This is a genomic window from Micromonospora sp. LOL_021 (assembly GCF_048060215.1).
In the GTDB taxonomy this organism is placed as follows: Bacteria; Actinomycetota; Actinomycetes; order Mycobacteriales; family Micromonosporaceae; genus Micromonospora_E.
The window spans coordinates 271,000-290,725 of record NZ_JBHMIN010000002.1; the positions used below are offsets into that span (position 1 = coordinate 271,000).

The following is a 19,726-nucleotide window of genomic DNA, read 5'->3' on the forward strand; positions in this document are numbered from 1 at the left end:
GATCCACAATAGCTAAGAGTAAATTAAAGGTTGCGCTACGGCGCAATCCGCTCGATCGACCAGCCACCGCCGGCATCCCGCCGGTACCGCAACCGATCGTGCAGCCGGTCGGCCCGACCCTGCCAGAACTCGACGGTCCACGGCGTCACCCGCAGGCCGCCCCAGTGCGGCGGCGGTGGCACCACGGTCGGCTCCGGGAACCGCCGCCGGGCGGCGGCCAGACCGGCGTCAACCGCCGCCCGGTTCGGCACCACCCGCGACTGTGGGCTGGCCCACGCGCCAAGCTGGGAGCCGCGCGGCCGGGTGACGAAGTACGCCTCGGTCTGCGCCCGTGGGACCGGTGCCACCACCCCACGTACCTCCACCTGCCGGGACATCGCGAACCACGGAAAGAGCAGGCTGACCGAGGGATTGTCGGTGGCCTCGGTGCCCTTGCGGGACCGGTAGTTGGTGAAGAAGACGATTCCCGTCTCGTCGTACCCTTTCATCAGCACCGTCCGGGTACTCGGTCGCCCATCGACGTCGGCCGTGGCCAGCACCATCGCATTCGGCTCCGGCAACCCGGCCGCCACCGCTTCGGCGAACCACCGGGCGAACTGGGTGTGCCAGTCGACGGCGAGGTCGCGGCGACGCAGTTCCGGGCCACCGCGATAGTCACGACGCGTCAGACTCGGCCGTGGTGTGTCTCCCGTCACGTCGCTCTCCTGAACTAGGGCTACCCCTGGCACCGAACTTACGCTGGGTACCCACCAGGCACGAACAACCGGTCACCCACCGGGCACGAACGACCAGTCACCGCAGCACACGGACGTCAGTGAAAGCCGTTCAGGGCAGCCTGCAGCAGTTCTACCGGGCGCTCGGGCAGCACCGCCAAATCCCCACCCAGGAGAGCCACATGTCCGACTTCAAACCGGGTCTCGAAGGTGTGATCGCATTCGAGACCGAAATCGCCGAGCCTGACAAGGAGGGCGGTGCCCTACGGTACCGCGGCGTCGACATCGAGGATCTGATCGGACAGGTCTCCTTCGGCAACGTCTGGGCACTGCTGGTCGACGGCCGGTTCGGGCCGGGTCTGCCGCCCGCCGAGCCGTTCCCGGTGCCGGTGCACTCCGGCGACATCCGGGTGGACGTGCAGTCGGCGGTCGCCATGCTCGCCCCGTACTGGGGGCTGTCCCAACTGCTCGACATCTCCGACGAGCAGGCCCGCGCGGACCTGGCCCGGGTGTCGGTCACCGCGTTGTCGTTCGTCGCCCAGTCGGCCCGCGGGCTCGGTCTGCCGGCCGTGCCGCAGAAGGAGATCGACAAGGCGCAGACCATCGTCGAGCGGTTCATGCGCCGGTGGCGAGGCGAACCCGATCCCCGGCACGTCAAGGCGGTCGACGCGTACTTCATCTCCGCCGCCGAACACGGCATGAACGCCTCCACCTTCACCGCCCGGGTGGTCGCCTCCACCGGAGCCGACGCCGCCGCCTGCATCTCGTCGGGCATCGGCGCGCTCTCCGGGCCGCTGCACGGTGGTGCCCCGTCCCGCGTGCTGCACATGATCGAGGGCGTCGAGCGCAGCGGCGACGCCGAGTCGTACGTCAAGGGCGTGCTCGACCGCGGCGAACGGCTGATGGGGTTCGGTCACCGGGTGTACCGGGCCGAGGACCCGCGCGCCCGGGTGCTGCGCCGCACCGCCAAGGAGCTCGGCGCGCCCCGCTACGAGGTGGCCGAGGCGCTGGAGAAGGCCGCTCTGGAGGAGCTGCACAACCGCAAGCCGGACCGGGTACTGGCGACCAACGTCGAATTCTGGTCGGCGGTGGTGCTCGACTTCGCCGAGGTGCCGGCGCACATGTTCACCTCGATGTTCACCTGTGCCCGGATGGGCGGCTGGAGCGCTCACATCCTGGAGCAGAAGCGGCTCAAGCGGCTGGTCCGCCCGTCCGCCCGGTACGTCGGCCCGCAGCCGCGCAAACCGCAGCAGGTCGCCGGCTGGGACGCGGTCCCGCACGACGTCTGATCCGGCACCGGTCCGGATCCGGTACGGATTCACCGGCACCGGCCCGGGGATGTGGGACACGCCTCAGTCGTAGACGTGGGACCACACCCCGGGGCCAGCCGGTCGGGTGCGAGGATTGGTCGACCCGTAGCGCCTCTGGAAGGACTGCTGACCACCGTGGCTGACGTTGCGACCATCCGCATCCCAGACGAGATCAAGCCCGCCGACGGCAGGTTCGGCTGCGGCCCGTCGAAGGTCCGCCCGGCAGCCGTCGAGGCGCTGTCCGAGGTCGCCACCAGCTACCTGGGCACCTCCCACCGGCAGCGCACCGTCCGCGACGAGGTGGCCCGGCTGCGGCGCGGCATCGCCGAATTCTTCGCGCTGCCCGATGGCTACGAGGTGATTCTCGGCAACGGCGGTACGACGGCGTTCTGGGAGGTCGCCACGTTCGGTCTGGTCCGCGACCGGGCGCAGTTCGCCAGCTTCGGCGAGTTCGGGGCCAAGTTCGCCAAGGCGGTACGCGACGCGCCGTTCCTCGGCGAGCCGACGGTACACAAGGCCGAGCCGGGCAGCGCCCCGGCCCTGGTCGCCGAGGCGGGCGTCGACGTCTACGCGACGCCGCACAACGAGACCTCCACCGGGGTCGCGGTGCCGATCCGGCAGGTCGCCGGGGCCGACGACGGCGCGCTGATGCTGGTCGACGCCACGTCCGGCGCCGGTGGCCTGGAGGTCGACCCGACCGAGACCGACGTCTACTACTTCGCCCCGCAGAAGTGCTTCGGCTCGGACGGCGGCATCTGGCTGGCCCTGATGTCGCCGGCTGCCCTGGACCGGGCCGCCCAGGTCAAGGCGTCCGGCCGATACATCCCGGCGTTCCTGGACCTGGTCACCGCGATCGACAACTCACGGTTGGAGCAGACCTACAACACCCCGGCGCTGGCGACGATCTTCCTCGCCGCCGAGCAGACCGACTGGATGAACGCCCAGGGTGGGCTGGCCTGGGCGGCGAAGCGGACGGCGGAGAGCGCGGCGGCGATCTACGGCTGGGCTCAGCGGTCCGCGGTGGCCACCCCGTTCGTCACCGATCCGGCGCTGCGGTCCAACGTGGTGGCGACCATCGACCTCGTCGACGCAGTGGATGCCTCGAAGGTCGCCAAGGTACTGCGGGCCAACGGCATCGTGGACACCGAGCCGTACCGCAAGCTCGGCCGCAACCAGCTGCGGGTGGCGCTGTTCCCGGCGATCGACCCGGCCGACGTCGAGGCGTTGACCGCCTGCGTCGACTTCGTGATCGAGCGACTCTGAGGCATATCGCGCGATACGGCCGGTTCGGCGTTGATTGTCGCCGAACCGGCCGGTTTGCTCTAGGATGACGACCAACCGCTGACCATCCGTGATCGATCGTGATCGCCGACGCTCGATCACCGTCCGCCACCCGCCCCGCCCAGCCGGACGGATCGGGGCAGCTCACTCGACATGCCCGGCGTGGCCTACTCCCATCGGGTGGCATATCGGCGTACCGTGTGCAGAGGACGTCGCGGGCGGTCGACCTTGCGGCGTGGGGCAGCTCAGCGGGACGGAGGCAACGCGATGCGCCCGGTACGCTTCGTCGCCCTCTCCGAGGACGGTCAGGCCCTGGTCCTCGCTGACGAGGTCGGCCGACTGCTCGCCCTGCCGATCGACGACCGTGTCTCCACCGCCGTGCAGGCCGACCCGGACAGCTCGACCACGTTGACGGTGGCCAGCCAGCCCGGCGATCCCCAGCCGTCGCTGTCCCCCCGGGACATCCAGGCCCGGATCCGGTCCGGCGAGTCGGCCGACGACGTCGCCCGCATCGCCGGAGTACCGGTCGACCGGGTGCTGCGCTACGCCGGACCGGTGCTGCAGGAGCGGGCGATGCTCGCTCAGCACGCCCGGCGTACCAGGCTGAAGAACTCCGACAAGGGTGCCCCGCTCGCCGAGGTCGTCGACGGCCGGCTGGCCCAGCACGGCATCGACGCGGAAAAGATCTCCTGGGACGCGTACCGGCGCGACGACGGCACCTGGCGGATCATTGCCACCTGGCCGTCCGGCAAGGCCACCGCCCAGGCCATCTGGGAGCTCGACAAGAGCCGCCAGGTGATCTCGCCGCACGACGACATGGCGCAGTATCTCTGCACCGAGCGGCCGACCCAGATCCTCGGTCAGGAACCGGCGCCGGAGCGGGGCGGGCACGCGCTGCCAGGTCCGTCGCGTGCCGAGCCGGGGCGGGGCGGCGGGCACGGCCTACCTGCTGCCCCGGGTGACCAGCCACGACCCAGCCGGGACCCGATCCGGGCCGGGCGGGACGCGCTGCTCGCTTCACTGGACCGACCGCTCGGTTCGGCGGCCGGTCGCGGCCTGGAGCCGGCGGCCAACGCCGAGACGCCCCGGCAGCGGCCGGTGGCCGGCGGCGCCGCCGCCCTGCTCGGCGGTGGCGCGGGTTCCGCCTTCGACGACGACGCCGACGCGCCCAAGGAGGTCCCGGCGGTGCCGTCCCTGGCGGTGCTGCGGCCCCGGCGCGCCGCGTCCGGTGCCACCGAGACCCCGGCCGACAGCTCCGGCAAGCCCCGCAAGCGACTGCCGAGCTGGGACGATGTCCTGTTCGGTAGCGGCCCGGCCGACCGCGCGAGTTCCTGACCCGCCGGAGCGGGTCAGGCTCGGACGGCTCCGGCGTGGGCCGGCGCGGGTTGGGCCTGCAATACATAGAGCCGGGGCATCGGTGCCCACCGCAGCCGTAGCCGGCCGCCGGTGCGCCGCAACTGCCAGGCCAGCGCGGCGGCGGCGGTCAGGAAGGACAGCAGTCCGCCCAGCCAGATGCTGGCCCCGGCGCCGAAGCGCTCGGCGACCCAACCGATGATCGGCGCGCCGACCGGGTTGGTGCCGAGGAAGACCAGCACCCACAGCGCCATCACCCGGCCCCGGAAAGCCGGGTCGACGCCGAGCTGCACCCGCTGGTTGGATGCCTGCGCGAAGTAGACCATGAAGAATCCGGTCGGCAGCAGCAGGAGCACCACCAGCCAGTACGTCGGGGCCAGGCCGACCAGGGTGCCGAGGCCGGCGAAGGTCAACGCGCTGCCCAGCACGACGTAGACCGACGGCCGGTCGCGCCGGCCGCTGGCAGCGAGGGCACCGGCCAGCGCGCCGACCGCGAGCGCCGTGGTGAACAGCCCGAACGACGCCGCACCGGTCTCGAACACCGTCTTGGCCAATGCGGCGAGGGTCAGCTGGAAGTTGAACAGCAGCAAGCCGAGCACGGCCATCAGGGCCATCGGCAGCATCAGGTCGGGGCGGCGGGCGACGTAGCGCAACCCGTCGACCACCTTGGCGGCGTCCCGCTGCGCTCCGACCGGCAGGCCGACCCGGTGCAGTTCGCCGGAGCGCATCCGGACCAGTCCGACCAGCGGGGCCGTCGACGCAAGCGCGCTGATCAGGAAGACCGGCCCGACGTCGAACGCCGCGATGGCCAGCCCGGCCACGGCCGGGCCGACGATCCGGGCGGTGTTGAACGTCGCCGAGGACAGCGCGAGTGCGTTGGGCAGCAGCGGCGTGCCGACCAGTTCGGAGACGAACGCCTGCCGGACCGGGGTCTCCAGGGCGTTGCCGACGCCGAGCAGGCCGGCGAAGACGAAGACGTGCCAGAGCGCCACCACGCCGGTCAGCACCAGCACGCTCATCACGAGGGCCAGCACGCACCAGATGGCGTTGGCGACGAACAGCAGCAGCCGTTTGTCGTAACGGTCGGCAAGCCGACCGAAGATCAGGGTGAACAGCAGCACCGGGGTGAACTGGAGGGCGACGACCACTCCGAGCGCGGTGGCAGAGTCGTCCGACAGCTGCAGGACGAGCCAGTCCTGCGCGATGAACATCATCCACACACCGATCAGCTTGATCAGCTGCCCGGTGGCGAAGATCCGGTAGTTGCGGACCTGTAGGGACTGGAAGGTGGTGTTCAGTGTCGCCCGCACTCGGGGTGCGCCTCCTCGGATCGTACGCGTCATCCACATGGGACGAAGCGGACCCGGTGGCGACTGTCGCGTCAGCCGCGGGCGACCTGCTGCAGAATCTCCGCCGCCTGCCGTAACGTGTCCCGTTCGGCAGGGCTCAGCGCGGCGAGCCGGGTGGCGAGCCACTCGTCACGTACCCGTTCGAACCCGGCGATCACCTCCCGGCCCGACTCGGTGGCCGACAGGATCACCTGCCGGCCGTCAGTCGGGTGCGGGGTGCGTTGCACCAGTCCGCGCTCCTCGAGCTTGGCGACGATCCTGGTCATCGTCGGCGGTTGAACCCGCTCGATGTCGGCCAGCTCCCGCGGCGTCATCGCACCGGCCAGCTCCAGGCTGGTGAGCGCGGACAGCTGGGTGACCGTCAGATCGCCGACCGGCCGGGCCCGTCGGACCCGCCGGTTGAGTCGGGTGATGGCATCGCGCAGGGACGTCGCCAGTTGCGCGGCCGTGACCTGCTGCTCTCCCATCACCGCCCACTCCGTCACGTTCGTTAGCCTAACTAACGAACACACCGATCGACCAGCCGTTATGACCGCCGTCACCGGCGGCACCAGGGTACCGCCGGTGCCGGCAGACGAAGCGACGAGGCGGTCGGCTCAGCCGATCAGCAACTCCAGCGGGTGCCGCAGGAAGTAGAGGGTGAACAGCGCGGCCACCCCGTACAGCAGCGGATGCACCTGCGCCGCACGGCCCTTCACCAGCTTGATCAGCACGAAGGTGATCACCCCCGCGCCGATCCCGTTGGAGATCGAGTAGGTGAACGGCATCAGCACGATGGTGAGAAACGCCGGGATGGCGATCTCGTAGTCGGTCCAGTCGATGGTGCGCACCGCGGTCAGCATCAGGAAGCCGACAACCACCAGCGCGGTCGACGCCGCCTCGAACGGCACCACCTCGACCAGCGGGGACAGGAAGACGGCCAGCAGGAACAAGGCGCCGGTGACCAGGTTCGCCGCTCCGGTCCGGGCGCCCTCCGCCACCCCGGCGGCGCTTTCGATGTACGAGGTGTTGCTCGACGTGCTCGCCATGCCGCCCGCCGCCGCCGCGATCGAGTCGACGACCAGGATCTCCTTGGTCCTCGGCGGCATCCCCTCGGCGTCCAGCAGGCCGCCCTCCTGGCCGACCGCGACCATGGTGCCCATCGTGTCGAAGAAGTCGGTCAGCAGCAGGGTGAAGACGAACATCAGGGCGATCAGCCAGGTCGCCGAGTCCCACGCGCCCAGCACGGAGAAGTTGCCGAGCAGCGACAGGTCCGGCATGCCGAAGACCTGGTCGGGCAGGCTCGGCACGGTCAACGCCCAGCCGCCGGGTTGGCCGTCCGGGCCGCCGGCCGGCCCGAATCCGCCGATCGCCTCGACGACGATGGCCAGCACCGTGGAGCCCAGGATGCCGATCAGGATCGCACCGCGTACCTTGCGGACCACCAGCACCAGGGTGAGCAGCAGGCCGAGCACGAAGACGAACGCCGGCCAGGTGGCGATCATGCCGTTGATGCCCAGGCCGAGCGGCGGTGACGCGGTGCCGCCGGTGACGAACCCGGCGTTGACGAAGCCGATCAACGCGAGGAACAGCCCGATACCGACCCCGATGGCGGTCTTCAGCTGGGTGGGCACGGCCCGGAAGACGGCGGTACGCAGCCCGGTCAGCACCAGAACCAGAATGATCACGCCCTCGATGACCACCAGGCCCATCGCGTCGGCCCAGGTCATCTGCGGTGCGATCTCGAAGGCGACGAGGGCGTTCACCCCGAGACCGGCGGCCAGCGCCAGCGGGAACCGGGCGACCACCCCCATCAACAGTGTCATCAACCCGGCGATCAGGGCGGTCGCGGCGGCGATCGCCGGGATCGCCAGCGCGGCGCCCTCGCCGTCGACCGCGCTACCCAGGATCAACGGGTTGAGCACCACGATGTACGCCATCGTGAAGAAGGTGGCCAGGCCGCCGCGTACCTCCCGGCCGGGGGTGGAGCCGCGGGCGGTGATCTCGAAGAACCGGTCGAACGCGTTACGTGGGCTGCGGTCCGGAGTCGACCCGGTCGTCTCCGCCGGCACTGTCGCCATGGGTCCTCACAGCTGATCATCAGGTTGGACTGGGTTGCGCGCATCGTCTCAGATCAGCGGTTACCGGTGGAGGTCCATCCGGTAACGTCCCGCGACATCGCCGATCCGGCCGCCCACCGTCCGGGGCGACCGGCCCGTCGCGGCGGTCTCGATCAACCGGGACGTACCCTGGTACGGTGCCTGACTCGCCGCCGATGACCCCGCCGGACGCCCCGACCGGCCCGGTGCGGCTACCGAGGGCACCCCGACCGGCGCCGCTGGACCCACCAATGGTGCCGTTCGCCGTCGGCGGGATGATCGCCTGGGCCGTCGCCGGGCTGGTCTGCCTGCTCGCCCGGGACTGGCTGGCCGACACCGGGCGTACCGACTGGCTCTGGACCTGCCTGGCCGGTTTCCTGCTCGGACTTCCGGGGCTCGCGGTGATGCTGCGGCACGACGCCAACCGGCGACGGCGCCACGCCGACCAGGTCAGTCGCCAGCCGGACCCGAACGCACCGTGACCGTCTCGACCTCGCCGTCGTCGTAGACCGTGGGCAGCTCGTCCACCGGAGTTACCGCCGGACCGGTCAGCGTCTCCGAGTGCGCCCCGCAGCCGTGGTCCACGCTCACCACGCGGCCGTCGTCCGGTGCGTAGACGTTGCCGCACACCCCGAACGCCTGCCGGAGCGCCCCAGCCAGCACCAGGTAGAACCCGCAGGTGCCGCAGCGGGCCGTGTCCGGCGCGGCGACCGAGATCGGCGCCTGTGGGCCGTGTTCGCCGTCGTACCAGCGCTGCGCGGTGTCGGCGCGGCCCTCGCGGGACATCACCCGGCTCCGGCCGAGCCCGAGCTCCCAGGAAACCTCCTCCACGGCCGGGTCGTCCGACTGCAGGTAACCGGGCGCGAGCCGGTCGTCGTCGAACGACGTCGGCAGCAGGTCACCGACGCCCAGGTCACCGGGCTGCAGCCGGTCGTGCCAGGGCAGCCAGCCCGGAGCCAGCAAGGCGTGGGGACCGGGCAGCAGCACCGTCTCGCAGACGGTCACCTGCCGGCTGCGGGACACCCGGGTCACGGTGACCGCCCACCGCCAGCCCTGGTACCCGGCAAGATGACAGTCGAAAAGGTGGGTCACCAGCCGTTCACCTTCGGCGACTGCCTGCAGGTGCTCGCCGACCTCGGCGGGATCCACCGCGTCGGTCAGCGCGGCGTACGCCACGTCGACGGCTTTGGCGCAGACCGAGTCGAGGCGGGCGGCACGAGCGGTGCTCCTGGTCACCGTCCCATTGTTGCCTACCGGCCGGCACCGCCGACAGGCACTCCCCCGACGACAGCGACTGGTTGTTGCCAAGCACTCCCCCGCCGACCCGCACTCACGACCGCGAAAACCGGCACAGCCCGAGACGGGACGGCTGCGGATAGGTGAGGATGGGCGCATGGGGCTGTTTCGCTCGCTCGGGCACACGGCCGGGACCGCCTTCCGCGGCACCCGCGCGGTGCTGCGCGGCACGGCGCACAGCGGTCGCTGGGCCGGACACAAGGTTCTGCAGGTACGCCAGCGCGGGGCGGGCGGCGAACCGGGCATGTCGCGCCTGTTCGACCTGCATGCCGCCTCCTGCGCCGGGGACACCCTGATCACGATCGGGCTCGCCGGGACCATCTTCTTCAGCGCTCCGCTCGGCGAGGCCCGCAGCAGCGTGGCGCTCTACCTGCTGGTGACGATGGTCCCGTTCGCGCTGCTGGCCCCGGTGGTCGGCCCGGTGCTCGACCACTTCCGGCACGGCCGGCGGTACGCGCTGGCCACCACCATGCTCGGCCGGGCCTTCCTGGCCTGGCTGATCGCCGACCACCTGAACGGGTTCGGGCTGTATCCGGCGGCGTTCGGGGTGCTCGCCCTGTCTCGGGCGTACGGCGTCGGCCGCTCCGCCGCCGTGCCGCGGCTGTTGCCGGCCGGGCTGGGGCTGTCCCAGGCCGGGGCCCGGGCCAGCGTCTACGGCACGATCGCCGGCGCACTGGTCGCACCACTGGGGCTGGCGGCGTTCTGGTTCGGGCCGCAGTGGCCGCTGCGGGTCGCGTCGGTGATCTTCCTGGTCGGCATGGTCATCGCACTGCGGCTGCCGCCCCGGGCCGACTCCGAGCCCGCCGAGCGGGTACCGCGCGCGTTCCGGGTGTTCGGGCTGCGGCGCGGCACCGACCGGCAGCGGGTTCTCACCGGGAGCCGACTGGTGATCGCCACCCTGGTCGGCAGCGGCACGTTGCGCTGCCTCTACGGCTTCCTGCTGCTCTTCCTCGCCTTCGCGGTCAAGGCCGGTGATCTGTCCACGGTGGTGATCGGCCAGCAGCTCGGCGACGAGGGCGCGCTCGGGTTGGTCGGAGCGGCGTTGGCGGCCGGCAGCTTCGCCGCCACCGCGATCGGCAGCCGGATGCGGATCCACCGTCCGCTCGCCCTGCAGTCCAGCGGGCTGGTGATCGTGGCCGGCGTCGGCGTACTCGCCACCCTGCAGTTCTCGCTGCTGATGGTGGCGTTGTTCTGTTTCGTCACCGCGATCATCAGCGGCATCGCGAAGCTCGCGGTGGACGCCACCATCCAGGAGCGGCTGCCGGAACGGCTGCGGGCCAGCGCCTTCGCCCACTCCGAGACCATTCTGATGCTGTCGTTCGTCGCCGGTGGCGCGTTCGGGCTGATCCCGGTGGACGGCCGGGTCGGTCTCGTCGCGGCGGCCGGCTTCGGCGTACTCGCCGCCGCCCGCGCGATGATCGTCGCCGGCCGGCAGCGCAAGGACCGGCTCAACGGCCGACCGGTCGACGCAGCCGGCGACGCAGCCGACGACGCGACCGGCGACGTCCCGGACCCGCCCGAACCCGGCACCGCCGGATCAGGCACCGCCGAACCCGGTACGCCCGAGGCCGGCGGCACGGTTGTTCCGCCACGCGCCCGCCGGTCGATCGTCCCGGCCCGCATCCGGCCACGTCCGCGACCCGCCCCGCCGACGCCGGCACCGCCGGCGCCGGTCGGCGCCGGGCAGGGCGGCACCGGCCCGGTCGGCGCCGAGCCGGTCGGTGTCCCGGCCGCCGGCGCACCTGCCGGTCACCACGACGACGACCGGGCCGACGGCCAAGCCGACGACGACGATCCGACACCACCCGGATTTCACATCTACCGCCCGTCGTCGACGCTGCACCGCGCGGCCGAGGACGACCGACCCGACGGGCCGGACGCCGGACGCTGATCCACGGGCAGGTGGCGGGTGGCCGGGCAAGAGACCCTGCCCGGCGGCCGGTAGGTCCAGGAAGACGCGGTGGGTAGGGTGCGGCAGGTGCGGATTCTGATCGTGACCGCGGTCGAGGCCGAGGCGGTCGCCCTCCGGCGCGGGATCGCCCCGGTCGGCGGTACGACGGCCGGCAGCGGCACGACGGCCGACGCAACAGCGGGTAACGGCACGACGGCCGACGCAGCCGACCTGGCCGTCGAGGTCGCGGTGGTCGGGGTCGGCTCGGCGGCCGCCGCCGCCGGGACCAGCCGACAGCTGGCACTCGCGGCGAGCAGCGGACGCCCGTACGACGCGGTGGTCAGCGCCGGGATCGGCGGCGGGTTCCCCGACCGGATCGCCGTCGGGCAGACCGCCGTCGCCACCCGCAGCATCGGGGCCGACCTCGGCGCCGAGTCGCCGGACGGGTTCCTGCCGATCGACGAGCTCGGCTTCGGCACCGCGGTCGCCGCCACCGATGACGCGCTCACCAGCTGGCTGCGCGCGGCGCTGCCGGACGCCGTACCCGGCGCGGTGCTGACGGTGAACACCGTGACCGGCACCGCGACGACCGCCGGTACGCTCACCGGCCGTTACCCCGACGCGGTGGCCGAGGCCATGGAGGGGTACGGGGTGGCCTGCGCCGCCGAGCTGGCCGGGCTGCCCTTCGCGGAGCTGCGTACCATCTCCAACCCGGTCGGCCCGCGCGACCGGGCCGGCTGGCGGATCCCGTCGGCGCTGGCCGCGCTGACCACGGTGGCCAGCGCGCTGATCAGCCGCAGTGCCGACTACCGTGGCTGACGTGACCCTGCGGCTGGCCTTCTCCCCCTGCCCCAACGACACGTTCGTCTTCCATGCCCTGGTGCACGGGCTGGTGCCGGACGCCCCGCCGATCACCGTCCGGTACGCCGACGTGGACGTCACCAACTCCGCCGCCGAACGCGGCGAGTTCGACCTGGTCAAGGTCAGTTTCGCCGCGTTGCCCTGGCTGCTGCCCGACTACCATCTGCTGCCCTGCGGGGGTGCGTTGGGCCGGGGCTGCGGCCCGCTACTGCTGACCGGCGCGGCCGGCGGTACGGCGGACGGCGGTACGGCCGGGCAGGGCCGCTGGGCGGCCGGCGACCTGACCGGGGCGACCGTCGCCGTACCCGGTGAACGGACCACCGCGTACCTGCTGTTCCGGCTCTGGTCGGCGAGCCGGCCGCCGGCCCGGATCGAGGTCGTGCCGTTCCACGAGATCATGCCCGGCGTCGCCGCCGGCCGGTACGACGCCGGCCTGGTGATCCACGAGGCGCGGTTCACCTACCAGCGGTACGGGCTCACCGCACTGGTCGACCTCGGGGCGTGGTGGGAGTCGGACACCGGCCTGCCGATCCCGCTGGGCGCGATCCTGGCCCGGCGGGGCGTGGTCGATCCGGCGCAGGCGGCCAGCTGGGTACGCGAGTCGGTCCGACTGGCCTGGGCCGATCCGGGCGCCTCCCGGGACTACGTGCTGGCGCACGCCCAGGAGATGGAGCCGGACGTGGTGGACCGGCACATCGGGCTGTACGTCAACGAGTTCACCGCCGACCTCGGCACCGACGGGTACGCGGCGGTCACCGCACTGCTCGACCGGGCGGCGGCGCAAGGGCTCACCCCACCGACGGCAGGGCTACTCGTGCCGCCGCCCGACGACCAGCTACTGCGGCGGTAGACAGCCGACCGCCGCGGTCCGGGGACCGCGACCGCGGGTCAGACCTCCAGTTCGCGGGCGACCGCGTGCACCAACTGGGCCACGGTCTGCGCCGTCTTACGGTCCGGGAACCGGCCCCGCCGCAGGTCCGGCTGGACCTTGGCCTCCAGCACCTTGATCATGTCTTCGACCAGTCCGTGCAGCTCCTCCGGCGGTCGCCGACGCAGCTCGGCGACGGACGGCGGGGCCTCCAGCAGCTGTACGCCGAGCGCCTGCGCACCGCGCCGGCTGTCCACCACCCCGAACTCCACCCGTTGCCCGGACTTGAGGTCGGTGACGCCAGCCGGCAACGCACCCTTGGGCAGGAACACGTCGCCACCCTCGTCACTGGTGACGAATCCGTACCCCTTCCCCGCGTCGTACCATTTCACTCGACCCGTCGGCACCACTGACCTCGACTTCACTCGCAGGATTGACCTCACCAGGCTAGCCGGAGCAGAGCGTCGGCCGCCGCCGGGAATCCGGTCAGGTCGTCGATCACCTCAGCCGCTCCGGTGGACCGCAGCTCAGCCGCCGAACAGGGGCCGGAGGCCACCCCGAGACCCGGAATCCCGGCGGTCCGCGCGGCCACCATGTCCGCCGTATGGTCACCCACATACAGCTGTACGGCGTACTCGCGCAGGGCGGCCGCCTTGCCCTCGGCGAACAGGTCCCCGGCGACCTCGTCCACCGGCAGCCTCAAATGGTCCAGGTGCAGTCGAGCCAGCCGGCCGAGCTTCGAGGTGACCACCACCACCCGCCCACCCCGTTCCCGGACCTGTTCGAGCGCGGCGACCGCCCCGGGCATCGGCAGCGTCGGACCGACCGCGTAGCGGGGGTAGAGCGACCGGAACTGCTCGACCGCGGAATCGACCTGGTCGGCCGGGAACCACCGGCTGATCTCGTGGCGCAGCGGCGGGCCGAGCCGGGACACCGCGGCCTCGGCGTCCACCTGCACCCCGGTGAGCTCGGTCAACGCCCGGTAGGTGGCGGCGACCCCTGGCCGCGAGTCGATCAATGTCATGTCCAGGTCGAATCCGACCACCGGCGACATGCGCACGTCCCTCCCTCGTCACGCCCGCCACGATGGGTGGGTCCGGCCGGCTGGTGGCCGGTCGGGTGGCGGCCGGAGGGTGAGCCTATGCGGGCGACTCCCGAGCCGGCGCATCTGCTCCGGACGGCCGAGGCCACCTGGGGCGTCCGGCGGGCTAGCGTGGAACAACCATGGCCAACACACTCGCCGACCACCTGCGTTCCCGCTCCGACGCGGAGCTGGGTGACCTGCTGCGCCTGCGTCCGGACCTGGTGGTGCCGGTGCCGACCGACATCGCCACGCTGGCCGCCCGGGCCCAGTCCCGGGTCTCCTCCGCCCGTGCGCTCGACGACCTGGACGAGTTCACCCTGCGGATCCTGGACGCCGCGCGACTGTGCCGGGAGCCGTCGGCCCGGGACGGTTCGGCCGCTACGGTTCACGCGGACAGTTCCGCCGACGCCGCCGTCGAGCTGGACGCGGTGCTGGCGATGGCCACCGCGCCGGGCAGCGGGGCGACCGCGGCTCAGGTCCGCGCGGCGGTGGACCGGCTGCTGGCCCGCTGCCTGTTGTACGGGTCGGCCGGGCGGTTTCGGGTGGCCGGCGGGGTGGACGAGGCGAGTTCGCCGTACCCGGCAGGGCTGGGCCGGCCCGCCGCCGACCTGGACGACCGGGTGGCGCGACGGTGCGCCGATCCGGCCGCGTTGCGCCGGACGCTGCTCAGCGCCCCGCCGGCGGCCCGGGCGGTACTCGACCGGCTCGCCGCCGGCCCACCGCTCGGCACGGTGAACACAGCTGCCCCGGCCACCAGCGCTCAAGCCGCCGACACGCTGGCCGGCGGCGGTCCGGGCGACGGGGTGAGTCCGGTGCGCTGGCTGGTCGAGGCCGGCCTGCTGGCGGTGGTCACCGACGCGCCGGCCACGGCCGGCAGCCAGGCCGTGGAGTTGCCCCGCGAGGTCGGGCTGTTGTTGCGCCGGGACACCGGGCCGCTCGGCGCGCTGCGCCCCGACCCGCCTGCGGCCGGTTCCGCCGAACGCGATCCGAAGGCGGTGGACTCGACCGGTGCCGGGCAGGCGATGGAGGTGGTCCGGCAGGCCGGCGCGCTGCTGGAGGCGTTGGCAGCCGAGCCGGCGCCGCTGCTGCGTACCGGCGGGATCGGGGTGCGGGAGCTGCGCCGGCTGGCCCGCGCCGGTGGGGTCAGCGAGTCGCTGGCCGGGCTGCTGGTCGAGGTCGGGTACGCCGCCGGGCTGCTCGGTGCCGCCGAACTGCCCGCCTCGGCCAGCCGCACCGCCGTCGACCAGCAGATCCTGCCGACCGGCAACTACGACCAGTGGATCGACGAACCGGTGGCCCGGCGGTGGGAGCGGCTGGCCGGGGCGTGGCTGGCGATGACCCGGCGGGCCGGGTTGATCGGCCGCCGGGACGACCGGGACCGGCCGATCACCGCGTTGTCCACCGACGTGGAGCGGGCCGGCGCGCCGACGGTACGCCGTACCGTGCTGGGGGTGCTGGCCGCGCTGCCGCCGGGGGCCGCGCCGACCGCCGACGAAGTGCTCACGCTGCTCGCCTGGCAGGCGCCGCGGCGCAGCCGGGGCCGCGACGAGCTGCACCGCGAGGTGCTCGACGAGGCGGCTCAACTGGGCGTCACCGGGCTGGGCGTGTTGACCGGGTACGGCCGCTCGCTGCTCGCCGGGGAGGGCCGGGACGCTCGGGACATCTCGGCCGACGACGATCCGCTCGGCGTACGGGCCACCGAACGGGAGCACCGAGGTGCGGCGTCGACGGTGGAACGTGCGCTGGACGACCTGCTGCCGTCCCCGGTGGACCACGTCCTGGTGCAGGCCGACCTGACCGTGGTGGTGCCCGGTCCACCGGAGCCGGCCCTGGCTGCCGAGTTGGAGTTGGTCGCCGAGCCGGAGTCGACCGGGGCGGCCAGTGTGCACCGGGTCACGCCGGCGAGTGTGCGGCGGGCGTTGGACGCCGGCTACCAGGCGGCCGAGCTGCATGAGCTGTTCGCCCGGCGGTCCCGCACCCCGGTGCCGCAGGGCCTCACCTACCTGATCGACGACTCAGCCCGTACCCATGGCGGGTTGCGCGCCGGATCGGCCGGCGGCTATCTGCGCAGCGACGACGAGGCGTTGCTGGCCACGGTGCTGGCCGACCGCCGGCTGGCCGCCCTGGCACTGCGTCGGCTGGCGCCGACGGTGCTGGTCTGCGTGGTGCCCGCCGGCCGGATGCTGGAGGCGCTGCGACAGGCCGGCTACGCCCCGGTACCGGAGGACGGCACCGGGGCCGCGCTGCGTACTGGCCGGCCCCGGGCCCGGCGGGCACCGGCGCGGCATCCGGTGACGTTGCGGTCGGTCGATCCGCTGGCCGCGCCGAAGCTGACCGCGCCCCGGATCAGCGGTCTGGTCGAGCAGTTGCGTCGGGGGGAGGCGGCGGCCCGGGCGGTACGGCGCACCCCCGGCCCGATCCGGGCGGCGAACGGGCAGGCGGTCGACGGGTTGGCGGCGGTGCAGGCGCACTCGCAGGCGCTGGCCGTGCTGCAGCAGGCGGTACGGGACAAGGCGCTGGTCTGGGTGGGCTACGTGGACGCGCACGGTGCCGCCGCTTCCCGGCTGGTCCGTCCGGTGTCGATCGGCGGGGGTTACCTGCGGGCCGAGGACGAGCGGACCGAGACGCTGCACACCTTCGCGCTGCAGCGGGTGACCGCCGCGGTGGTGCACGACTGACCGCGCGGCGGCTCATCCGTGGCGGTCGGTCTGGTCGGTCGGGTTCCGACCGGGCGTCAGCCCGTGGGCCGGCCGTCGTGCCGGTGCCGGCGGGCCGCCTCGATCACCGACACCGTGAGCAGCAGCACGAATCCGGTACCGAGCGCCTCGCCTACCGAGTCGACGAAGCCCTGACGCAGGACCAGCCAGCCGAACAGAAACCAGCCGACGAGCAGGGTCGACGCGAACGCGTACCAGAACAACGTGGCCCGCGAGACCGACGCCGGGTAGCCCCGGTCGGCCGGCCCTGGTCGATCCGCGCTGTCGTTGACCGCCATGACCGCCTCCCGCCCCGATCGCTGCCCTTCGCTGTCTCCAGACTGGCAGGTCGGGGCGGGATCGGACAGTAACCGGCACCGGCCGACGTGTCCGGCGCCGATGCGGGCCGGGGACCCGCACCGGCGCCGAGGGCCTCAGTGGGTGAGCACGACGGTGGAGATGCTGCGTGCGCCCACGTTGACGGTGACCGACTGGCTGGCCGCGTTGGAGTACTGCGAGGTGAGGTAGTGCTCCGCCCGCGTGACGTTCTGCGGGGCCTGGACGACCGCACCGTTGACCGCGCTGTTCGACCGGTTGAGGATCACCAGAGTGGTCTTCCCGTCGGTCCGCAGCTTGCCGCCGTTGATCCGGCTGTCGTTGGTCTTCCAGGCCGCCGGCGCCGTCCGCGGTCGTCGCGGCGAACGCGACCATCGTGCGTACGCTTCTGACCGTTATCATTACCTTTCCTCTCCTGAATTCGCGATGTGCCCACGGCCTACTGAGGTCGGACCGCCGACGGTGACGGAGCTGAAGAACAGCCGCTTGGCGCTCCATTGCGGTACCGGTGCCGATGCCGCCGGATATCCGTCAGCAAGCTTCCAGCGGAGTCGCATGTGGGGATGGGGAGGTGCCGGCCACGGTGCGGGCTGGGCACCGTGGCCGGCACCGGCAGGCACCGGCACCGCCGGGCGGCCGCGTCGTGCGGCGTGACCCGGGACGCTTGACCGAGGTGGACGAGGCCTGCCCGCAGCGAACGACGCCCGAGGCCCGGCTCGAAAGGCGCAGAAGCTGCCGGCGACCACCCCCGGCCGACTCCCGACACGGCCGGTGGATGTAGGTGAGGCGTGCCCTGAGCCTCACAGCAGGAGCATAGATGTTATCGCTAACACCTTCAAGGCATAGAGAGAGCTTGATCTACAGGCGAGGCGTTGTAACGATGTAACTGGAATTGCGCTTTCCCCTTGCCGCCCCTCGGCCCTACCGTCCACCCTCATCCAACCGGCAGATGTTTACGATAACAAGCTTCTTCGAACCGTTTCGATCGCCGCTGTGGCCGACGCCGGGCCGCAGACACGCGTGAGCCCGCCGGAGGATTCGGAAATCCTCCGGCGGGCTCACGGTCGGGTGGCGCTCAGGCGGACCCGGACCCGGACCCGGTTGCCCGGGTTCGGGTCCGCCGGTTCAGGAGGCGCTGTCGTTGCGCTGGCTGAGCAGCCACTTCAGGATGCTGCGGTCCTCGTACGTCGGACCGTAGGCGGCGTGGTAGTCGGGCAGCGAGAACGCGTCGTTGTCGTACTCGGTGTACCGCACCAGGCCGGCGATCTCCTGTTCGCTCTTGCCCTGCGCCACGTGCGCCGCCTGCAGCGCGTCCCGGGAGTTGCGCCCCAACGAGATGTTCAGCAGGTGGTCGTTGACGCCGTGGGTGACGTACACCGGCATCTCCGCCTCGGCCACCGCGGCGGCCTGCGCCTCGTTGATCTGGAACCCACCGGTGATCAGACCGGCGGCGAACAGGTCCGGCCGCTGCTCGAACGCGGCCCAGGCCAGTTGGGATCCGTAGGAGACCGTGGTGGTGTAGATCCGGCTGGGGTCGACGCTGTACTCGTCGACGAACTGGTCGATCAGCTTGATCAGCAGCTCGGCCTCGGCCGCCGCGCCGACCCGCTGGTTCTGCGGGGCGAGCACGATCACGTCCTCGTCGCTGCCGGTCCACTTGCGCTCCAGCCAGGCCACCGCGGGAATGTCCGCCGCGATCTGCACCCCGGTGTTGTCCCCGTCGAAGCCCATGCCGTGGCCGGGCAGCACGACCATCAGCGGGTACCGCCTGGTCGGGTTGTAGTTCTTCGGCAGGTGGTAGTGGTACGGCAGCACCATGCCGCCGCTCAGGTACGAGCCGTAGGTGAACTCGTCGACCAGCAGGTTCACCGGCTCCTCGGTCATCGCCCGGACCCGGTGCGGGGTGCCCGGAGCGAGTACCGGCCCCAGACCGTTGCCGTTGCCCGGCTTGGCGTGGATCCGCTTGCGCTGGGTCAGCGTGGTCGGCAGGTCAGGGTTGACCTTGACCGTGCACAGGAAGGTCGGGCACTTCGAGACGATCACGGTCCAGCCGCCCGGGTCGGCCGGATCGAGCTCGATGATCACGTACCGGCCGGTGACCGACCGCTGGTCGAACCGGGTGTGCGCCCGGCTGTTGGTGTAGACGTTGGTGATGGTCCGATCGGCCATCTTGGTCAGGTCTTCGATCGGGTTGAACCGGAAGTTGTACACGGTGTCCGACACGGTGTAGGTGCTCGGGTCGATCGAGTCGGGGTTGATGATCTCGCCGTACTCGACCGCCACCGCGGAGACCCGCTGGCCGTAGGTGTAGACCTCGGTGATCGGGGTGATGCTCTGGATGCCGGTGGTGATGCCGCCGCCGTTGCCGCCCTGAGCGTTCGCCGCCCCGGCGGTGCTCAGCACCGCGGCTGCGGTGAGCAGGGCGACCGCCTTCTTGCGGAGGGTCATGCGTCCTTCCTTCCCGCGCGAGCGCGTGTGCCCAGCCAGGTCTGCGGGCCGGGGGAAAAGAGAGGGGGACCCGGCAGCCGAACTGGGCGAGTAGATCGACGCTAAACTGATTTAGCTGAGCATGCTCGCCGCGATCGGGCTGTGTCAAGACACGTGCCAGAA

Annotated in this window: 18 protein-coding genes; 8 read left to right on the forward strand and 10 right to left on the reverse strand. The window is 72.1% G+C overall.

From position 1 onward, the window contains the following. Positions 1–35 precede the first annotated feature (35 nt). Positions 36–695, reverse strand: coding sequence for a pyridoxamine 5'-phosphate oxidase (pdxH, locus tag ACFHWT_RS03375; protein ID WP_416593083.1), 660 nt, complete (start codon positions 693–695; stop codon positions 36–38). A gap of 200 nt (positions 696–895) precedes the next feature. On the opposite strand from pdxH, the gene ACFHWT_RS03380 reads away from it, so the two are divergent. The 3 genes from ACFHWT_RS03380 (at position 896) to sepH (ending at position 4,639) form a co-directional block, all read left to right on the forward strand. Then, a complete protein-coding gene (locus ACFHWT_RS03380; RefSeq protein WP_123606312.1) occupies positions 896–2,002 on the forward strand; it encodes a citrate synthase 2 in 1,107 nt (368 codons plus the stop codon). A 156-nt stretch (positions 2,003–2,158) separates the two neighbouring features. Then, the gene (gene serC / locus ACFHWT_RS03385) at positions 2,159–3,286 is read left to right on the forward strand and encodes a phosphoserine transaminase (protein ID WP_416593084.1); all 1,128 of its coding nucleotides are present in this window, start codon (positions 2,159–2,161) and stop codon (positions 3,284–3,286) included. A gap of 285 nt (positions 3,287–3,571) precedes the next feature. Beyond that, the gene (gene sepH / locus ACFHWT_RS03390) at positions 3,572–4,639 is read left to right on the forward strand and encodes a septation protein SepH (protein WP_278173453.1); all 1,068 of its coding nucleotides are present in this window, start codon (positions 3,572–3,574) and stop codon (positions 4,637–4,639) included. A 14-nt stretch (positions 4,640–4,653) separates the two neighbouring features. On the opposite strand, the gene ACFHWT_RS03395 is transcribed toward sepH, so the two are convergent. The 3 genes from ACFHWT_RS03395 to ACFHWT_RS03405 all read right to left on the reverse strand — a co-directional run bounded on the left by ACFHWT_RS03395 (position 4,654) and on the right by ACFHWT_RS03405 (position 8,066). After that, positions 4,654–5,967: an MFS transporter gene (locus ACFHWT_RS03395; RefSeq protein WP_416593085.1), complete on the reverse strand. Its 1,314-nt coding sequence runs from the start codon at positions 5,965–5,967 to the stop codon at positions 4,654–4,656. Between the two features lie 71 nt (positions 5,968–6,038). Continuing rightward, positions 6,039–6,473, reverse strand: coding sequence for a MarR family transcriptional regulator (locus ACFHWT_RS03400; protein ID WP_416593156.1), 435 nt, complete (start codon positions 6,471–6,473; stop codon positions 6,039–6,041). 129 nt (positions 6,474–6,602) lie between these two features. Beyond that, on the reverse strand, positions 6,603–8,066 hold the full coding sequence (locus ACFHWT_RS03405) for an NCS2 family permease (protein ID WP_416593086.1): 1,464 nt from the start codon (positions 8,064–8,066) through the stop codon (positions 6,603–6,605). A gap of 194 nt (positions 8,067–8,260) precedes the next feature. Here ACFHWT_RS03405 and ACFHWT_RS03410 point away from each other — a divergent pair, with 194 nt between their 5' ends. Beyond that, positions 8,261–8,566: a DUF2530 domain-containing protein gene (locus ACFHWT_RS03410; RefSeq protein WP_416593157.1), complete on the forward strand. Its 306-nt coding sequence runs from the start codon at positions 8,261–8,263 to the stop codon at positions 8,564–8,566. Here the strand turns inward: ACFHWT_RS03410 and ACFHWT_RS03415 are convergent. Next, entirely contained in the window at positions 8,535–9,392 is an 858-nt protein-coding gene (locus tag ACFHWT_RS03415) for a DUF3027 domain-containing protein (protein ID WP_416593087.1), read from the reverse strand. The genes ACFHWT_RS03410 and ACFHWT_RS03415 overlap by 32 nt on opposite strands. Before the next feature lie 85 nt (positions 9,393–9,477). On the opposite strand from ACFHWT_RS03415, the gene ACFHWT_RS03420 reads away from it, so the two are divergent. The 3 genes from ACFHWT_RS03420 (at position 9,478) to ACFHWT_RS03430 (ending at position 12,982) form a co-directional block, all read left to right on the forward strand. Beyond that, a complete protein-coding gene (locus tag ACFHWT_RS03420; protein ID WP_416593088.1) occupies positions 9,478–11,271 on the forward strand; it encodes an MFS transporter in 1,794 nt (597 codons plus the stop codon). A gap of 78 nt (positions 11,272–11,349) precedes the next feature. Continuing rightward, complete coding sequence (locus ACFHWT_RS03425; RefSeq protein WP_416593158.1) at positions 11,350–12,090, forward strand: futalosine hydrolase; 741 nt, start codon at positions 11,350–11,352, stop codon at positions 12,088–12,090. Beyond that, on the forward strand, positions 12,071–12,982 hold the full coding sequence (locus ACFHWT_RS03430) for a 1,4-dihydroxy-6-naphthoate synthase (RefSeq protein WP_416593089.1): 912 nt from the start codon (positions 12,071–12,073) through the stop codon (positions 12,980–12,982). The genes ACFHWT_RS03425 and ACFHWT_RS03430 overlap by 20 nt, the downstream gene beginning before the upstream one ends. 38 nt (positions 12,983–13,020) lie before the next feature. On the opposite strand, the gene ACFHWT_RS03435 is transcribed toward ACFHWT_RS03430, so the two are convergent. Both ACFHWT_RS03435 and ACFHWT_RS03440 read right to left on the reverse strand, forming a co-directional pair. Further along, complete coding sequence (locus tag ACFHWT_RS03435; RefSeq protein WP_123607376.1) at positions 13,021–13,407, reverse strand: cold-shock protein; 387 nt, start codon at positions 13,405–13,407, stop codon at positions 13,021–13,023. A gap of 32 nt (positions 13,408–13,439) precedes the next feature. Continuing rightward, positions 13,440–14,054 (reverse strand): HAD family hydrolase, encoded by a 615-nt coding sequence (locus tag ACFHWT_RS03440; protein WP_416593159.1) that lies wholly within the window; start codon positions 14,052–14,054, stop codon positions 13,440–13,442. Positions 14,055–14,224: 170 nt separating this feature from the next. Between ACFHWT_RS03440 and ACFHWT_RS03445 the strand changes: the two genes are divergently transcribed. After that, positions 14,225–16,762 carry a helicase-associated domain-containing protein gene (locus tag ACFHWT_RS03445; protein WP_416593090.1) on the forward strand — a complete coding sequence of 846 codons (2,538 nt, stop codon included), beginning with the start codon at positions 14,225–14,227 and terminating at the stop codon, positions 16,760–16,762. Positions 16,763–16,818: 56 nt separating this feature from the next. Here the strand turns inward: ACFHWT_RS03445 and ACFHWT_RS03450 are convergent, their stop codons facing one another. The 3 genes from ACFHWT_RS03450 to ACFHWT_RS03460 form a co-directional block, all read right to left on the reverse strand. After that, positions 16,819–17,079 (reverse strand): hypothetical protein, encoded by a 261-nt coding sequence (locus ACFHWT_RS03450; RefSeq protein ID WP_416593091.1) that lies wholly within the window; start codon positions 17,077–17,079, stop codon positions 16,819–16,821. A gap of 135 nt (positions 17,080–17,214) precedes the next feature. Then, a complete protein-coding gene (locus tag ACFHWT_RS03455) occupies positions 17,215–17,385 on the reverse strand; it encodes a hypothetical protein (RefSeq protein ID WP_416593092.1) in 171 nt (56 codons plus the stop codon). Positions 17,386–18,241: 856 nt separating this feature from the next. Beyond that, positions 18,242–19,564: a hypothetical protein gene (locus ACFHWT_RS03460; RefSeq protein ID WP_416593093.1), complete on the reverse strand. Its 1,323-nt coding sequence runs from the start codon at positions 19,562–19,564 to the stop codon at positions 18,242–18,244. Positions 19,565–19,726: the final 162 nt, after the last annotated feature.